This window comes from Robinsoniella peoriensis, assembly GCF_000797495.1.
Taxonomy (GTDB): Bacteria; Bacillota; Clostridia; order Lachnospirales; family Lachnospiraceae; genus Robinsoniella; species Robinsoniella peoriensis.
In genome coordinates this window covers 84,881-101,681 of sequence record NZ_JTGN01000018.1, presented here as the reverse complement: position 1 = coordinate 101,681, position 16,801 = coordinate 84,881, and the positions used below count along the sequence as shown (strand labels likewise).

Here is a 16,801-nt window from a genome sequence, read left to right as displayed (position 1 = left end):
TCTTATTCTTTGACTGCTCCGGCAGTCATTCCTTCTACGATGAATTTCTGCATTCCGGCAAACATAATGGCTGTTGGAAGAAGTGCCATTACACCTCCTGCCATTAGAGCTCCCCACTGGACGCTGTATTTTCCAATCAGTGACTTTAATCCAACCGGAATCGTCCACATATCCGGCGTACTGATGAAAATAGTTCCTGCGATCAATTCGTTCCATGCTCCGATAAATGCAAATACAAATACGGAAACAATCCCCGGGAACATAATAGGAAGAACAATTTTTATCAAAGATTTTATTTTCGTACATCCGTCAACCCTGGCAGCTTCTTCCAGCGTTACCGGAATCCTTTCGAAAAAGCTTCGCATAGTTACTACGCAGAACGGCACATTTACAATGACATAATAAATGAACAGCCCAACATGGGTGTTAATCAGACCGATCTTGGAAAATATGAGGTATAAGGGGATGATAACTAATATGCCGGGGATCATCTGTGTAACCAGAAAGAACAGCACCATCGCACCTTTTCCTTTAAATTTATATCTTGCCAGGGAATAACCGCCCAATATAGACAGCATGGTAACTACTAAGGCAGAAGAAACCGAGACAATTACACTATTCTGCAATAAAGAACCATAGTCGAACATCTCAAACAGTCCGGTATAATTTTCCGTTGTAAAGGTATGCGGAAAATAAGTGATATTTTGCATATCGATAATTTCCCCGTTTGTTTTAAAGGATGTAATGGTCATCCAATAAATCGGAAGTACCACAAGTGCAAGAAAAAATGCTAAAATAAAAAATCTTCCAAATCCTAATGCTCTTTTTTTTCCCGTTTTCTTCATTAGAAATCACCTGCCTTATTGTAATTTGTAGCACGCAGAAAGATGACTGCAAAGATGCCCAGAACAACCATAAGCAGCACTCCAATCGCCGCTGCAAACCCAAAGTCATAGGTTCCAAATGCTTTGGAATACATGTAAGCCGGAAGTGTCTGGGAAGTATTTGCAGGCCCCCCATTTGTAATAATGACTACCAGATCAAAGGAATTAAAGATCCAGATGGTACGAAGCAGAATGGTAGTAATAATAGTTGGTTTTATGTAAGGCAGTGTAATCTGAAAGTATTTTCGGATTGCTCCGCATCCGTCCACATCTGCCGCCTCATAAACGTCTGCCGGTATGGACTGCAGAGCAGCTAAAATCATAATTGCAAAAAATGGTATTCCCATCCAGATCATTGCCATAATGATAACCGCCAGGGATACTCCGGGTGTCCCAAGCCAGGCAATGGATTCCTTAATAATCCCAAGATTCAGCAGTATGTCATTTACCACTCCATATTCTCCATTAAAAGACCAGCGGAACATTAATCCTATGACAAATCCGGAAAATGCCCATGGAAGAAATACGATTGACTGATACAATCCTCTTCCCCTGAACTGCTTTTTCAGTGCCATTGCCAGAACCATCCCTAACAGGAACTGACCTGCCACAGAAATCAAAACATAAATCAATGTATTTTTTACAATCATAAAAGTATCGGTATCATCAAAGAGCTTCTTAAAATTTTCAATCCCATTAAAAGCAGCTTTTCCTGAACCGGTCAGCTTATAATCCTGAAATGCCATAATGAAACTATTAATCAGAGGATACCCAAACATAACTAACAGCAGTACAAATACTGGCAAAATAAATACGTATGGCTCCATTTTGGATTTTGTCCGATTTCCTATCACAACTCTTTGACCGGATCTCACATGCATCCGCCAGAAAATGGCACCGCAAACAACTACAACAATAACGAGGAATGCTATTAATACTCCCATCTTATCTCCCTTCCATTCTATCAGCCGGATTCACAAAGGGGACGGTTAAACCGTCCCCTTCCTGTGCTATATGACAGTTTATCTGCTACAATTATCTAATACGCCCCAAAGCATGTCTGAAAATTCATTCCCGCCATCTGCATGCCCCACTTTGCGGCATATTTGTCCCGAATTCAGGTTACGTAGACCGGCGTGTCTGAAAACTGCTTTCTGCTTTATGGAACTTGCTTTACTGTAATGTTCTTGGGCTCTCTATGGCGGACCCTTCATTTGCAGCCAGATATTCCTTCATTCTCTTTGTTAACTCATTGGATATGTTATTCAGCACATCTTCTGCAGACTGTTTGCCCAGCAAATACTTCTGCATTTCTGCATGGAATGTATCCTGATGTAAATCGGTGTAGTTAAATGGTCCATACATTGGCGGAACGGTAAAATCAGGATCATTTAACTGGTTTAAGAATGCTGCATACGGTCCGTCTTCTCCATATGTGGGATCCTTGGATGCTTCTTTTTTTATTGGAATCAAGCCGCCCAGCTTACAATATTCAATATTGTTTTCCGGTTTTACAAGGTAGTCCATCAGCATCAGCGCTTCATCCGGATGTTCTGACTGGGCTGAAATTGTGTAGGAATAAGGACTGCTGGAAGTATTCAATAGCTTGTGGTCAACTGTAGATACCGGCATGGGCAGTACTCCCCACTGTTCCGGTTTCATATTGGTCTCACATGCTACGGCTACTTCTGAGTCATTGGAAATTGTGCCGGTTAATCCTCCTGTAAAGTTATCCACCATCTCTACAAATCCCCAGTTAATGGAATCTTCCGGTACATAGCCATCTTTGTATACTGCACACCATTTTTCAAATGCATCTACACATTCCGGCTTATTTAACAGGCAGTTTCCTTCTTCATCGTACACATAACCACCGGTAAATGTCTGTAAATAAACTAACAGCGGATCGAATGCTCCTCTTGCCCCTCTGAAAGAGTTGCCATATCTCTTTTTCTCTTTATCGGTCAATGCCTTTATTAAGTCAAAGTATGCCTCATAAGTCCAGTCGTCTCCGGTAGGAATCTCATATCCGATTTCCTCTACCCAGTCTTTGCGATAGAAAATACCCTTTACCATAAATCCATCCGGAATGGTATATATGTGTCCATAGTTTGCTTTTTCATTAACCCAGTTGCTTTTACTGATAATATCTACAAATTCATCTTTATGCTCTTCTGCATATTCATCAATGGGAAGTACCCAGTTGGATTCCGTAAACTGTCCCAGCCATAACGGATGGGTTGTCATTACATCCGGAAGCTGGCCTGATGTGCCAAGTACCGTCAGTTTATTAGCTGCATCATCCCAGGGTACACTTTCATAAGCCACGGTAATTCCGGTTTCTCCTTTGAATTTCTCAAAAACGCCTTCATAATATGCCTGTCTCTGTGGGCTTGGATTTACATCAATAAACCGCAGCGTAATATCCGACTTCTGCGTACCCGCTGCTTCCTTGCCACCTCCGGTCTCTCCTGCCTTTTCAGAATCTGCAGACTTTTCCGTGGTTTTGCCATCTGATTTCTGATTTGATCCGCCGCATCCGGGGATCATTCCCGTAACCATTGTTGCCGCCAATAAAACCGCTAAAATTCTCTTTTTCATAATACTGCCTTCTCCTTTTACTTTTTATAAAAATCATGTCCCCAAAACACAATTTTCACTGCCTGCACACATCTTCTGTGAAACAATCTGCCCTCCTTTATTCACTCTTTGCCGTTCTCTTTAATTGGTTTGACTGGTCTGACCAGTTGGTATGCATATTATAGTATTTAGCAGCTCTTTTGTCAACGTAATTTTCATATTTTCTATTTTTTATCTTTCAATTACCCACTATTATTTTTAAATCTGACAACTTTGTAGATACATTTTAATTTTTTATAAATTCAATTTAAGGTTTTGTGTATTTATTTGTGTACAATTCAGGCTTTTATCAGGGATAAGGTGACAATATGGTAGATTAAATTTATGTTATTGACTTTCCCTCTCATCTTCTATATACTGGCAATAACACACACTCTTTTTTGCATGTACTCTTATCTGGATATTGATACTGGGATGCCGGTTCCATTTTGCCCAAGGGCATTTTATCCTGAAAGGAGATACCTAATATGAGCAGCAAATACAAGAACAGCAAGCGCTGTTATCTGATCGATCATCATTCCCCCCAACCTCCTGTTGTAACTTTAGACCAACTGAATATTTCAGAATATGAGCAATTCTTTGATACCTCGCATATTGATTCCCTTATGGTTTACTGCAAAGACCACTGGGGTGTTACTTATTACGACAGTAAAGTGGAAGGCGCCCGGAAACATCAGGGCTTAAAGACGGACTGGATACAGGAAATCAGCACCGTTCTAAAGAAAAAAAAGATTGAATTTATTGCCTATTACTGCATTGAATACGATGAAGGTGCTGCAAGGCAGTTCCCTCAGTGGCGGGCAAGAAAGCCGGATGGCGCTCCCCTGATCCGGGAAGATGAATTTGCCCGGTGGAGTTTGTGCTGTTATCAGACAGGTTACCGGGAGTACTGTCTGTCCCAGATGGAAGAAATTGTACAAAATTATAACCCGGATGCTTTATTTATGGATATTTTTGGGTCTTCTCTCTGTTATTGCGAGAAATGCAGGGAAAAGTTTCATTCGGCCTATGGCTATGACCTGCCTTCTGATGAGGCTGACATCCGATTGCATATGTCGGACATGGTAGATTTCTTAGATGATAATGCCCAAGAATTTCTGCTGGATGTGAAGCAGCGCTTAAAAGCAGTGGATCCCGGTTTAGCCATAACCGTTAATTTTTCCTGCCATTATCCGAAACCGGTCAGAGATCTGCTGGACTATCAGTTTTCCGAACCTCTTCTAAAGGATAACTGGTTTTCTTCTGCTTATGCCAGAGATACCGCAATCGGACAATACCCTATCCTGGTTCCGGGAGAAGCCTCCCAGGTATATAACTACGATACAGTTTCCCAATATCTCTGTGACTTAAGCTCCATTGCAGCGCAGGGATGCCGGGTTGGCATGTACAGCGGTTCCCAGCACGCAGATGGTACTCTGGACATGGAAGAGGCAAAGCGGCTTGGTGTTGTGTACACTGCTCTGGAAGAAATGGAACCGTATTTAACAAACCGTACCCCGGTAAAATCCATTGGTATTCTGCAAAGTGACTGTTCCAAGGCTGTCAACATGCCAACGCTCAGTGCGGATGCAATTCTGCGGATGAAGCGGCATAACCCGCATCTGAACGCCATTCTTGGCGCCATGCAGTTGTGTGAATATGCCAAGATCCCCTATAACATTCTGCCGGAGAGCTGTCTGACGAAATCTCTTCTGAAAGAATATGACATGCTACTGCTGCCGGAGGTCTATGTCATACAGGCAGCAACAGTATCATTGGTGGAAGATTATGTGGCCTCCGGCGGCTGCCTTATCTCCTCCGGACAGACCGGACTTTGGAATGCCGATTCCACCCTGCGGGAGTGTTCTGCCCTGCACAGGCTGTTCGGATGCGGCCCCGCAAAAGTTCACCGGGAATATACATCCAACCGCTGGTCCGCTTACCTGCGCCCAGATTCATCCCAGCCCTTTACCGGTCTCATCGCCTGCACCACCCCTCCGGTCAGCGAGCACTTTCTGGAAGTCGAAGCACTTTCTGAAAAAAGCAGCCAGAGTGCGGAATCTGCTATTATGGAAATGCTGCATTTTGACCTTCCCTGTGTATCATGCGATTTTGATCACTGGGTAAATTGGTGGAGCCCTCCGCCCGGTAAAAAAACAAATTATCCTGCACTTCTTCACCACCTCTTTCAAAAGGGGCATGTATTTTATCTGGCATTTGACTTTTTTACAATGGCGGGAACGGAAAAATACCCTTACACAAACGATTTATTTTCCGATCTTTTATTAAAAGCCCAAATACAGCCGCCCGTCCGCCACAGAACGGATACGCCTGATATCATTCGGACTGCATTTTTTGAAACAGAAACAGAATATATCATACACCAGATTTCCATGCTGCCAAAACGCTTTCATGGAGATACTCCGCCGATTCCCGCAGGCGAAATCATGTTTAAGAATCCTGTGGAAAGTGCAAAACTGGTCTATCCACAGCAGGAGGATCTCACACTGTCAGGCAACGGAACCTGTGCAGCACTGCCCCCGTTTACCCTGCAGCAGATTATATTGTGTAAAAAGAAATAAAAGACAGATGCTGCTGCCGCTTTTATTGCGGCAGCAACATCTGTCTTAAATATCACTTGCTTTAAATATCATTTGCTTTAAATATCACTTGCTTTAAAATTACATCTATGTTAAATTCCCATTTCTTCTTTTACCCGTTTAAAGCACTCTAATACAAAGTCCAGATCTTCCTTGCTGTGTGCAGCTGACACCTGGGTACGGATTCTCGCTTTTCCTTTCGGTACGACCGGATAGGAGAATCCTACTACGTATACGCCCAGTTCCAGCATACGCTCTGCTGCCCGTGCCGCAGTCACCGCATCGTAGAACATGACGGCTACAATAGGGTGGGTACTCTCTACGATGTCAAATCCCATTTTCTTCATCTCTTCACGGAAATAAGCCGTATTTTTATGGAGCTTTTCTCTGTGCTCCCCTTTTTCCTTTAACAGCTCAAGTGTCTTGATTGCACCGCAGGTAATTGCCGGAGCAAGAGTATTGGAGAACAGATATGGCCTGCTTTTCTGGCGCAGTAAATCGATAATTTCCTGCTTTGCACTGGTGTATCCGCCGCTGGCACCGCCCAATGCCTTGCCAAGTGTTCCTGTTATAATATCCACTCTGTCGGAAACCCCGCAATATTCCGGTGTTCCGGCTCCTGCGTCTCCCATAAATCCAACTGCATGGCTGTCATCTACCATAACCAAAGCATCGTATTTATCGGCAAGATCACAGATGGATTTCAAATCTGCAATAATGCCATCCATTGAAAATACGCCATCGGTTGCAATTAACCTGATCCGCATTCCCTGTGCTTCCTGCAGGCAGCGTTCCAAATCAGCCATGTCATTATTGTTATAGCGGAATTTCTTAGCTTTACACAAACGAACACCGTCAATAATGCTGGCATGATTTAGGCTGTCACTGATAATCGCATCCTGATCCGTCAATAAAGTTTCAAATAAACCCCCATTTGCGTCAAAACAGGATGAGTACAATATGGTATCATCCATATGGAGAAATTCTGCAATGGACTTCTCCAGATCCTTATGAATCTTCTGGGTACCACAAATAAAACGTACGGAGGATAATCCGTATCCCCACTGGTCGTAGCTGCTCTTTGCCGCTTCGATAATCTCTTTATTATCCGCCAGACCCAGATAATTGTTGGAACACATATTTATGACGTTTTTTACCTTGTCGGTATCAATATGTCCTTTTTGTGGTGTCACGATCACTCTTTCATTTTTATATGTACCATCATTTTTAATTTCCTGTAATGTATCCTGAAAAATCTGATACGCTGCTTTCATCTCACACTTCCTCCATTCCTGCATTCGTCCAGTCTAATACAACTTTTCCACAATTACCGCTGTTCATTATTTCAAACCCTTTTTCAAATTCCCGAAATGAAAATTTGTGGGTTAGTATCTTATCCAGTTTCAATCCGCTTTGCAGCATGGACATCATCTTATACCAGGTCTCAAACATTTCTCTTCCATAAACGCCTTTGATGTCCAGGCATTTAAATACGACCTTATTCCAGTCGATTAATGTTTTGTCACTTTGGATTCCCAGCATTGCTACCCTGCCGCCATTGTACAGGTTATCCAGCATCATATTGAATGCAGATCCATTTCCGGACATCTCCAGACCAATATCAAAGCCTTCACAGATACCCAGATGTTTCATCACTTCCCTGATATCCTCTTTTGCCACATTTACCGGATAAACATATTCATCACATATTTCTCTTACCAGATGAAGCCGGTAATCATTAATGTCAGTAATAACAACATGTTTTGCACCTACATGTCTACACACTGCAGCCGCCATAATCCCAATCGGACCTGCTCCCGTAATCAGAACATCCTCACCTACCAGATTGAAGGTAAGTGCCGTATGGACTGCATTTCCCAATGGGTCAAACGAGGAGCAAAGTTCTTCCCGGATTCCTTTTTCGCATTTCACCACATTTGTTGCCGGTATGACCAGATATTCCGCAAATGCACCGGAACGGTTCACGCCGACTCCCTGTGTCTGTTTGCATAAATGCCACCTTCCGGCTTTGCAGTGACGGCAGGATCCACAGACAATGTGCCCTTCTCCCGACACAATATCCCCCAGCTTAAAGCCGGTCACTTCATCTCCCAGCTCTGCTACCTCACCTACAAACTCATGTCCGATAGTCAGCGGCGGTACTATCGTCTCCTGGGACCACTTATCCCAATTATAAATGTGCAGATCCGTTCCGCAGATCGACGTATAATGAATCTTAATCTTCACATCCGCCCTTCCTACTGGCGGTACCTCAACTTTCTTTAAAACCAGCCCCGGACCCCTGGTTTCTTTTACAAGTGCATACATTTTTTTCTGCATACGTTCCCTCCTAAGAAGATATTTGTCTTTGTATAGCGCACATATTCCAAGTTTTTGTCTTTCTCTCAAATACAAAATAGCATATTCTGTAAAAAAAATCAATAGGCATTTTAAAAAATTAAATTAAAACTTTTTATTATACATCGAATGGGATATAATATATTTTTAACAGACATATGAAATTGGAGGTAGTATAAATGGAATCCTGTAAACAACTGCTCAAAGATGAAATCCCCGCATTTCGCTCTGCAGGCCATGCTTTTTTAAACGGTGAAATTTCACGCATGGAATTCAAAGGAAAATCAGGTGGGATGGGCTGTTATGCCCAGAAAGAAAACGGCAAATTTATGATAAGGCTCAGAACACCGTCCGGAGTAATCAGCCGGGAACATTTTAATCTTATACTGCATTATGCAGATCAATATAATCTTGATAAAATACATCTCACAACCAGACAGGCTGTACAGCTGCATGACCTTTCTCTGGACGAGGTATGCGATATTATGGACAATGCCATCGACCATGGTCTCTTCACCAGAGGCGGCGGTGGAAATTTCCCGCGTAATGTAGCGCTTTCTCCTCTGGCAGGTGTGCAGAAGGGAGAACCTTTTGACGTGACACCTTATGCGCTGCAGGTCGGGAGTTACTTTACGGTCAATGCTCCCCACTACAAGCTTCCCCGTAAATTAAAAGCAGCTTTTTCATCCGGTCCGGAAGATACCGCATGTGCAACTTTAACGGATATTGGATTTATGGCTATTGAAGAAAATAAAAAACCCATGTTCCGCGTCTGGCTTGCTGGCGGTCTTGGAAGCGGTCCGGCAGCTGGAATTCCATATGATGAACCAATTCCACCGGAAGATGTAATGTATCATATCGAAGCGATAACACAATTGTTTAAAGCAGAGGGCGATTATCAGAACAAATCGAAAGCCCGCATTCGATTTATCCCCAGACGAATGGGTGAGGAAAATTTCTTAAAAACTTACAGGGAATATCTCTTCCAAATAAAAGAAAAAGTAAAATTTGATGAAATAAAAGCAGAGCGCTCCGAAGAAAACCCATGGGAACCAGAACTCTCTCCGTCCAATATCTGCATACCCCAAAAACAGGCCGGTTATTACACCGTAGTTCTTCATCCCCTCTGCGGTCAGCTGGAAAAAAATGCACTTTTAAACTTGGCAGGACTTCTGGAAAAATGCCCCGATGCCGAACTTCGGCTGAGCATGAATGAAGAATTGTATGTACGCAATCTAAACAAATCCCAGGCAGAAGAATTTTTACATTTTGCAGAAAGTAAACTAATGACTACCAAAATACAAATGAGCGTAAGCTGCGTGGGAACGCCTACCTGTCAGATTGGCATTATGCAAAGCCAGTCTCTGTGCCAGGGTATCATAACGGAACTGAAAGAAGCCGGCATTCAGGAAGACGTACTGCCGTCCGTTCATATCAGTGGCTGCCCCAACAGCTGTTCCAGACACCAGATGGCGCAGATTGGATTTGCCGGTAAGAAAAAACGGGTCAATAACGAAGTAATTGATGCATTTGAAATTCAGGTAAATGGAAAGATCGGTGCAGATGTTACAGAAATGGGTGAGATTCTGGGCGTCATGGCTGCATCGTCTATCCCGGAATTCATGGCTGCCCTTGCCAAGAATCTGATTACTGAGCAAAAAGATTTTACTGATTTTTATGAATCGAAAAGAGAAGCATTTATGGAATTAGCCGGGAAATATCTGATTTAACAAAAATATTCCCAAAACGAAAAGGGACATTGAAAATCTGCCTTTCCGGTAAACTTTGCAGTTAAAAAATATGGGACTTTCGGATGCTTTTTACTATCCAAAAACCCATATTTTTTACTTTAATATTTAATATTTTATCATTTAAATCAATATTACATCCAAGATTTTCTCTATAATTTATATTTTAATAACACCTTTCACTATATCTGCCTTATTTTCCACACTCTGCTCCAGCGCATCTGCAATCTCATCCAGTTCAAAAATATTTGTAACAATATCTTTAATTTTAATCTTTCCCTGAGCCACCGCTTCTATCGCCATCGGATAGATATTACGGTACCGGAAAACTGTTTTAAAAGTCAGTTCTTTATCTAATGCAGTACTAACCGGCAGGGTTAATTTTCCGGATGCACTGTAGCCAACCAAAACAATGGTGGAACCTTTTTTTGCCATCTGGATTAATTGTGTAGTTGTGATTTCTGTTCCAGCAGTTTCAATGGATAAATCACACCCTGCACCATTGGTCCATTCCATAATTTTAGCTACAGCGTCTTCTTCTCTTCCATTTATGACTCCGTCTGCTCCTAATTCCAATGCCTTTTGAAGCCGTTTTTCCATTACATCCACCACATACACTCGTGATACACCCATAGCTTTAAGCGCCATCAGGCTTACCAGACCAATGCAGCCTGCCCCGGTAACTACTGCAGTCTGTCCGATACCTGCACCGCCCTGTATCGCTGCATGAAGCCCCACAGCCAGCGGCTCAATAAGCGCTGCTTCCATTGTACTCATATTATCAGGAATCGGAAAACAAAGTCCGGCATCATGTACGGCATATTCCTGAAATACTCCGTCTACAGGAGGCGTAGCAAAAAACACCACATCCGGACAAAGATTATATTTGCCGCTCTTACAAAATTCACATGTTCCGCAGGTCTTCCCCGGTTCCAGTGCAACACGGTCCCCAACTTTCAGATTCCTCACGTTACTTCCTGTCTCAACTACGATTCCTCCTGCTTCATGACCAAGTATAAATGGTGGTTCTACGATAAAATCCCCTATTCTTCCAGCTTCATAATAATGCAGATCGGAACCGCAGATTCCTACATACTCTATCTTTACCAATACCTCATTTTCTGCAGGCACCGGAATCGGCCGATTCGTTACTTCTACTTTTCGGATACCTGTCATAACTGCTGTCTTCATGATACCTTCCATGTTCTGTCCTCCCTGGATCCTGTGTAAGAATGTTGTTAATTTAAGCATTATGGAATGCTTCCTTTACTTGTTGTGCCAATAATTCCACATCTTCTTTTGATACGAGAAAAAATTCATTTTCATTTATACTTGCCAGGCAGTATTCATCGTCATAGGGTATAAAAGCAACCGTGATATCCGGCGCATTTTCCATATTCCTCTGAAAATCAATCTGTAAAACCGGCTTTTCTTCTTTTACTTTATCTGTCTTTTTATCTTCCGGCTCGCCCTTAACAATGACTCCCATCAATGCCTGATATAATGTTGAAAATGTTTTCTCATCAACTTCTTTTTTATCAAATGCATATTTTTTCTGTGCGGCATTCACATCTATAACATGTGAGCTTTCACCAGCATTTATTTCCACTTTATCCACTGTTGTATAGTCCACCAGACAGCAGATCTTCAAAATATAATCGTATGGATTTACCATGAGCACCGGATCTACCGCACTGGATGAAATTTTATAAACGGTGTCAAATCCCTCGATCTGAGTATAATAATTGCCCTGTTCATCTTTCTTACCGAACTTAATCAGACAGGTAGTGTCCGGATTGGCATTGGCAGTATCCGACTCCGATTTCAAATCACAGTAATCTATGGCAATACTTGCCGCTGGGTCTGACAGTCCCGTGTCTTCCCCTTCTTTTAATTGAGCAGTATTGCTGAATTTCCACGCTGCAAGAGTATTATACAGATTGAACATTTCTTCCGTATCCACCATTACCAGTGATTTATATGGCGTAATAATATCCCAATACGCAAAATTACTTTTATATTCCCTTGGAGCATAGATTATTTCAAATACATCCTTTCCTCCCACAGAAATTGCAGCACGTCTGACTTCACTTGCGGCAAACTCAGGTTTTTCTGCGCTTTTAAGTTCTGTCTTCTGTTTGGCCGTATGCTCTTCTGACTCCTCCGCCACAGGAGCCTTAGATGTCACTGACTGCCCTTCCTTCTTACTGACAGCCGAAGTTTGTGATTCCTTTATTTCGCCAGAACTGCTGCACCCAAATGTACACACTGCCGCCGATATCATTAATAAGGCGATACCTAATAAATGTCGTTTTCTCATTTTAAGCCTCTTTTCTGCTTTAGAGCGTGTTTTAAATTTGCTTTCTGACAACTGAGCATCACACTTTCCGGGAGATTTGTTTCAAATGAAGGGCACATGGCTATGTAAGATTGCCATGCTTTGTGACCTACAATTTAATCTTCAATTCCACTGGTGAACTGTGCATCAGCTGTACGCTTCTGTGATCCGGCTGGGAAATTCCGGCGTATAACGTAAATTCATCACTGTCTAAAACTCTTCTGCCATCTTCATCAACTGCTTTCAAAGCCGATGCCTGCACTCTTAACGTTACTTTTACCGTTTCTTCTGAAGCCAGAGCCACACGTTTAAATGCACACAGGCTATAATTTTTTACCGCCAAAGCAGATTTCATATCTTTCACATATACCTGGACCACCTCTTCAACCGCTGTACCGCCCCGGTTGGCAAGGGTTACCTCTACTTCAAAATCCTGATTTTTCTTCGGCATTATGGTAAATCCGGCTTCTTCCACTTCCACATTTCCGTATGTGAGACCATACCCAAATGGATACAATGCTTCTTCTTCCATATACCGATAGGTCCTGTTCTCCATGCTGTAGTCTTCAAAGGCCGGCATATGCTCCAGATTCCGGTAGAACGTTACAGGAAGTTTTCCGGAAGGTGATGCCTTACCGAATAACAGGTCGGCAATTGCTTTTCCTCCGCCTGCGCCCGGATACCATGCCTGCAGGATTGCATCTGCATGTTTGTCTGCATAACTTAAATCAATTGCACTCCCTGCCATCAGTACCACAATGGTTGGTTTGCCGGTTTCCAGGACTTTTTCTATCAATTCTTCCTGTACTGCGGGGAGCTTCAGGTCTTCCTTGTCTCCGGAACCCACATGGTTTCCCTGATCCATCTCTTCCCCTTCCAGCGTTTCATCCAAACCTACCACCAATACCACCACATCGCTGTGTTCCGCAACAATCTGTGCTTCCGATATTCGATCCTGATCCCATGCAAGGCTCTCTGTTTTACGGTTCCAGAGTCCGCTGCCTTCCGAATACAGAACTCGGATATCGTCTCCCGCTTCATCCTGAATGCCTTCCAGTACTGTAATATATCTGGATGCCGTACCATGATAATTTCCAATCAGCGCCACACGGCTGTCTGCATTCGGACCAATTACACCAATTGTCTTAATCTCATTTTTCTTTAACGGCAATACCCCATTATTTTTTAGTAGAACTGCACTCTTTCTGGCTGCATCCTGGGCTAGTTGTATATGTTCCTTACATTCCACTACTTCGTATGGTATTTCATCATATTCACTTCCATCAAATAATCCAAGCAGATATCTGGTGGTAAACAGCCTCTCTGCTGCCTGGGTAATATCCTCTTCCGTCACCAGCCCATCCTGATATGCCTTTAAAATATACAGGTACGTAACTCCGCAATTCAAATCACATCCGGCCTTCAGCGCCAGTGCTGCAGATTCTTTTGCATCCTGGGTGATTCTATGATGTTCATGAAAATCTTTTATTGCCCAGCAGTCCGATACGAAATGCCCTTCAAATCCCCACTGTTCTCTTAAAATATCACGAATTAAAGTATTGCTTCCGCAGCAGGGTTCTCCATTTGTACGGTTATAAGCTCCCATTACTGACTCTACCCCTGCTTCTTTTACAAGTGCTTCAAATGCCGGAAGGTAGGTTTCTCCCATATCCTTCCTGGTGGCAACAGCGTTAAATTCGTGGCGCAATGCTTCCGGTCCGCTGTGAACGGCATAGTGTTTTGCACAGGCAGCCGTTTTCATCACCTCTTTCTCCCCTTGCAGCCCTTCTACAAATGCAACACCCAAACGGCTGGTCAGATAAGGATCTTCCCCATATGTTTCATGTCCCCGTCCCCATCTTGGATCCCGGAAAATATTTACATTAGGTGACCAGAAAGTAAGCCCCTTGTATATATCCCGATCTCCTTTTGCCGAATATGCATTGTATTTCGCACGTCCTTCTGTTGCAATGGTATCGGCGATTTTTTTCAACATTTCCTCGTCAAACATGGCCGCCATGCCAATTGCCTGCGGAAAACTGGTTGCCGTTCCCGCCCTTGCAACACCGTGAAGTGCTTCATTCCACCAGTTATATGCCGGAACACCTAATCTTTTAATCGGCGGTGCATCATATTTTAACTGAGAGGCTTTTTCCTCCAAAGTCATCTGTGCTACCAGCTCTTTTGCTTTTTTTCTTGCTTCTTCCCTGTTTCTCATAAATATACCCATTGCATATTACAGGCCTGCCTGTAATACTGCCACAAATAAAACAGGTTGAAAGAATTACAGCGTGGCTTCCTTTCTATAAATAATTTTTCTTCCAACCTTATACTCCAACATTATCACATTTCTTGCTTGCAGTGCAACTATCTTCACGAGCACAATTTTATAAGTTAATAACACTACTATAACACAGGGAAAAATTGAATAACATTAAATAAAATGACCATTATCTATAAAATATTATCCTGTTTATTTATTGGTTCCCTCTTCCGTCTGAAATGGAACATCGTGGGATTCATATGCTTCTAATGCTGCTTTCGCTTCTTCTTCTGTCAGGTTATACTTGTCCTTTATTTTTTCTTTTATCTCTTCCGGTGATAAATAAAATTCCTGACAGATTGCGATTAAAATCTTTACAGCTTCCACTTTTGCCCTTTGCACTCCAAGTTCCATGCCCTTGCGCTGCCCAATCTCCATACCCTTGCGCTGCCCAAGCTCCATGCCTTTTGCAAAACTATCCCTTTTTTCATTCTCTATATGCCAATCCTCATCATATTCTGTTAAAATCACCTGCATCACCGTTGCCAAATCCTTATAGAACTTTATAAAGTTATGTTTAATTGCTCGTTCACCCTGTCCGATTTGGCTAAAAGCTACTTTCGTTTGCTATAACAGTCCAGAGCCTTAAATTCCCATACAACGAATGGTACATATTAGCATTTTCGTTAAGTGATATTACGCTAATTCGTATCTTGAAAGGTTTAATGATGCATTATAATCTCTGTCAATTACAAGACCACAACTATCACATTTGTAAACTCTTTCTGATAGTGAAAGTTTTTGTTTTTTGTTGCCACAACCACTACAAATCTTAGATGATGCGAACCATTTATCAGCTTCTATACATGCGATACCATTCCACTCACATTTGTATTGTATTTGTCTTTTAAACTCATACAGGCATTGCTGTGCAATCGCTTTTGATAAATGTCGGTTCTTCATCATATCTTTGATATTAAGTGTTTCCATAACGATTTGAGATGGTTTGGTTTTCACTATCCTGTTCGTTACCTGGTGCAAGTGATTTACTCTTATGTTGGCTAATCTTCTATGCAATAACTTTATTTTTCTTTCAAGTTTTATAATGTTACTTGTTTTGACATACTCCTTTCCATTTTTATTTTGTTGGTATTTGTTAGATACCTTGCGTTGTAACCTACGCAGTCTTTTCTCCATTTGCCTGATAACTCTTGTCCTATTGATATTTTTGAATGTCATGCCGTTACTACAAATGGCCAGGTCTTTGATGCCAACATCAATACCTATGCTTTCTCCGGTAAGTTCTACATATGGCTGTTCTTGGTCCAACCCTATGGACAAATACCAATACTTCCCGTCAAACGAAATTCTGGGGTTGATGTATTTACATGGAGATAGAGGTAATTGATTCGGTCTAATAGTTACCCAACCAATCTTCTCTAATAAAACAGCTTTTGCATTTACCTTTAGCTTAGACGTATCATTGTAAAAGCTAGGTTTCGTTTTCTTCCTACTTTTAAACCTAGGTCTTTCAGTCATTCCTTTGAAGAACTTCTTATAAGCATCGCAACCATCTTTTACAGCCTGCTTTGCCACGTTATTTGACACTTCGTTTAGCCAAACAAGGTCGCTCTTTTTGAGATTGGTAATTTGTTTTCTTAACTCATTATCGCATATAAACTTACCACCTTGTTTGTAGTTCTCTTGTTGTTTTCCAAGTGTCCAGTTATAAATAAATCGTGCAGTACCTACGGACTTCCACATTTTTTCTTCTTGCTCCCCGGTAGGATATAATCTAATTCTCTTGACTCGTATCATTTTCTAACAACTCCTAAATCATTTTCTTTGCTTGGTTTGCTCGCTTACAACTGGTCTTTCACAAATTTAACTGCTTATACCTTAAGTGCGTTAATTAGGATAATGGAATATTGTACGGAACTGTACTGTTAAGAATCCTTAGAATTTATATATCAGAATTTCAGAAATGGTGC

13 protein-coding genes are annotated in these 16,801 nt (G+C 42.0%); 3 read left to right on the top strand and 10 right to left on the bottom strand.

Annotated elements, in window-relative coordinates:
- Window positions 1-2: 2 nt before the first annotated feature.
- Window positions 3-845, bottom strand: coding sequence for a carbohydrate ABC transporter permease (locus QR40_RS26120; protein WP_044297487.1), 843 nt, complete (start codon window positions 843-845; stop codon window positions 3-5).
- Entirely contained in the window at window positions 845-1,828 is a 984-nt protein-coding gene (locus QR40_RS26115) for a carbohydrate ABC transporter permease (protein ID WP_242858584.1), read from the bottom strand. Before QR40_RS26115 ends, QR40_RS26120 begins: the two co-directional genes overlap by 1 nt.
- Window positions 1,829-1,908: 80 nt before the next feature.
- On the opposite strand from QR40_RS26115, the gene QR40_RS33885 reads away from it, so the two are divergent.
- Window positions 1,909-2,028 (top strand): DUF6783 domain-containing protein, encoded by a 120-nt coding sequence (locus tag QR40_RS33885; protein WP_394910275.1) that lies wholly within the window; start codon window positions 1,909-1,911, stop codon window positions 2,026-2,028.
- 29 nt (window positions 2,029-2,057) lie between these two features.
- Here QR40_RS33885 and QR40_RS26110 read toward each other — a convergent pair whose 3' ends face one another.
- Window positions 2,058-3,485, bottom strand: coding sequence for an ABC transporter substrate-binding protein (locus tag QR40_RS26110; protein WP_044289501.1), 1,428 nt, complete (start codon window positions 3,483-3,485; stop codon window positions 2,058-2,060).
- Window positions 3,486-3,991: 506 nt separating this feature from the next.
- Between QR40_RS26110 and QR40_RS26105 the strand changes: the two genes are divergently transcribed.
- Window positions 3,992-6,085, top strand: a complete 2,094-nt coding sequence (locus QR40_RS26105; protein WP_044297486.1) for an alpha-amylase family protein — start codon at window positions 3,992-3,994, stop codon at window positions 6,083-6,085.
- A 110-nt stretch (window positions 6,086-6,195) separates the two neighbouring features.
- Here QR40_RS26105 and QR40_RS26100 read toward each other — a convergent pair whose 3' ends face one another.
- Window positions 6,196-7,377, bottom strand: a complete 1,182-nt coding sequence (locus QR40_RS26100) for a glycine C-acetyltransferase (RefSeq protein WP_044297485.1) — start codon at window positions 7,375-7,377, stop codon at window positions 6,196-6,198.
- A 1-nt stretch (window position 7,378) separates the two neighbouring features.
- Window positions 7,379-8,443 (bottom strand): L-threonine 3-dehydrogenase, encoded by a 1,065-nt coding sequence (gene tdh, locus QR40_RS26095; RefSeq protein ID WP_044289502.1) that lies wholly within the window; start codon window positions 8,441-8,443, stop codon window positions 7,379-7,381.
- 197 nt (window positions 8,444-8,640) lie between these two features.
- On the opposite strand from tdh, the gene QR40_RS26090 reads away from it, so the two are divergent.
- Window positions 8,641-10,191, top strand: a complete 1,551-nt coding sequence (locus QR40_RS26090) for a nitrite/sulfite reductase (RefSeq protein WP_044297484.1) — start codon at window positions 8,641-8,643, stop codon at window positions 10,189-10,191.
- A gap of 177 nt (window positions 10,192-10,368) precedes the next feature.
- On the opposite strand, the gene QR40_RS26085 is transcribed toward QR40_RS26090, so the two are convergent.
- From QR40_RS26085 to QR40_RS26065, 5 genes are all read right to left on the bottom strand, one after another.
- Window positions 10,369-11,412 carry an NAD(P)-dependent alcohol dehydrogenase gene (locus QR40_RS26085; protein WP_044297510.1) on the bottom strand — a complete coding sequence of 348 codons (1,044 nt, stop codon included), beginning with the start codon at window positions 11,410-11,412 and terminating at the stop codon, window positions 10,369-10,371.
- A 40-nt stretch (window positions 11,413-11,452) separates the two neighbouring features.
- Window positions 11,453-12,529 carry a DUF4340 domain-containing protein gene (locus tag QR40_RS26080; RefSeq protein ID WP_044297483.1) on the bottom strand — a complete coding sequence of 359 codons (1,077 nt, stop codon included), beginning with the start codon at window positions 12,527-12,529 and terminating at the stop codon, window positions 11,453-11,455.
- Window positions 12,530-12,656: 127 nt separating this feature from the next.
- Complete coding sequence (locus tag QR40_RS26075) at window positions 12,657-14,765, bottom strand: glycoside hydrolase family 3 C-terminal domain-containing protein (protein WP_044297509.1); 2,109 nt, start codon at window positions 14,763-14,765, stop codon at window positions 12,657-12,659.
- Window positions 14,766-15,020: 255 nt separating this feature from the next.
- Window positions 15,021-15,341, bottom strand: coding sequence for a hypothetical protein (locus QR40_RS26070; protein WP_160295876.1), 321 nt, complete (start codon window positions 15,339-15,341; stop codon window positions 15,021-15,023).
- Between the two features lie 165 nt (window positions 15,342-15,506).
- Window positions 15,507-16,628 (bottom strand): RNA-guided endonuclease InsQ/TnpB family protein, encoded by a 1,122-nt coding sequence (locus QR40_RS26065; RefSeq protein ID WP_044297481.1) that lies wholly within the window; start codon window positions 16,626-16,628, stop codon window positions 15,507-15,509.
- Between the last annotated feature and the right edge of the window lie 173 nt (window positions 16,629-16,801).

Excerpts from the sequence above, each read along its gene's own strand:
- QR40_RS26120 (WP_044297487.1), bottom strand. The coding sequence starts at position 845 with ATGAAGAAAACGGGAAAAAAAAGAGCATTAGGATTTGGAAGATTTTTT.
- QR40_RS26115 (WP_242858584.1), bottom strand. The coding sequence starts at position 1,828 with ATGGGAGTATTAATAGCATTCCTCGTTATTGTTGTAGTTGTTTGCGGT.
- QR40_RS26110 (WP_044289501.1), bottom strand. The coding sequence starts at position 3,485 with ATGAAAAAGAGAATTTTAGCGGTTTTATTGGCGGCAACAATGGTTACG.
- QR40_RS26105 (WP_044297486.1), top strand. The coding sequence starts at position 3,992 with ATGAGCAGCAAATACAAGAACAGCAAGCGCTGTTATCTGATCGATCAT.
- QR40_RS26100 (WP_044297485.1), bottom strand. The coding sequence starts at position 7,377 with ATGAAAGCAGCGTATCAGATTTTTCAGGATACATTACAGGAAATTAAA.
- tdh (WP_044289502.1), bottom strand. The coding sequence starts at position 8,443 with ATGCAGAAAAAAATGTATGCACTTGTAAAAGAAACCAGGGGTCCGGGG.
- QR40_RS26090 (WP_044297484.1), top strand. The coding sequence starts at position 8,641 with ATGGAATCCTGTAAACAACTGCTCAAAGATGAAATCCCCGCATTTCGC.
- QR40_RS26085 (WP_044297510.1), bottom strand. The coding sequence starts at position 11,412 with ATGGAAGGTATCATGAAGACAGCAGTTATGACAGGTATCCGAAAAGTA.
- QR40_RS26080 (WP_044297483.1), bottom strand. The coding sequence starts at position 12,529 with ATGAGAAAACGACATTTATTAGGTATCGCCTTATTAATGATATCGGCG.
- QR40_RS26075 (WP_044297509.1), bottom strand. The coding sequence starts at position 14,765 with ATGAGAAACAGGGAAGAAGCAAGAAAAAAAGCAAAAGAGCTGGTAGCA.
- QR40_RS26065 (WP_044297481.1), bottom strand. The coding sequence starts at position 16,628 with ATGATACGAGTCAAGAGAATTAGATTATATCCTACCGGGGAGCAAGAA.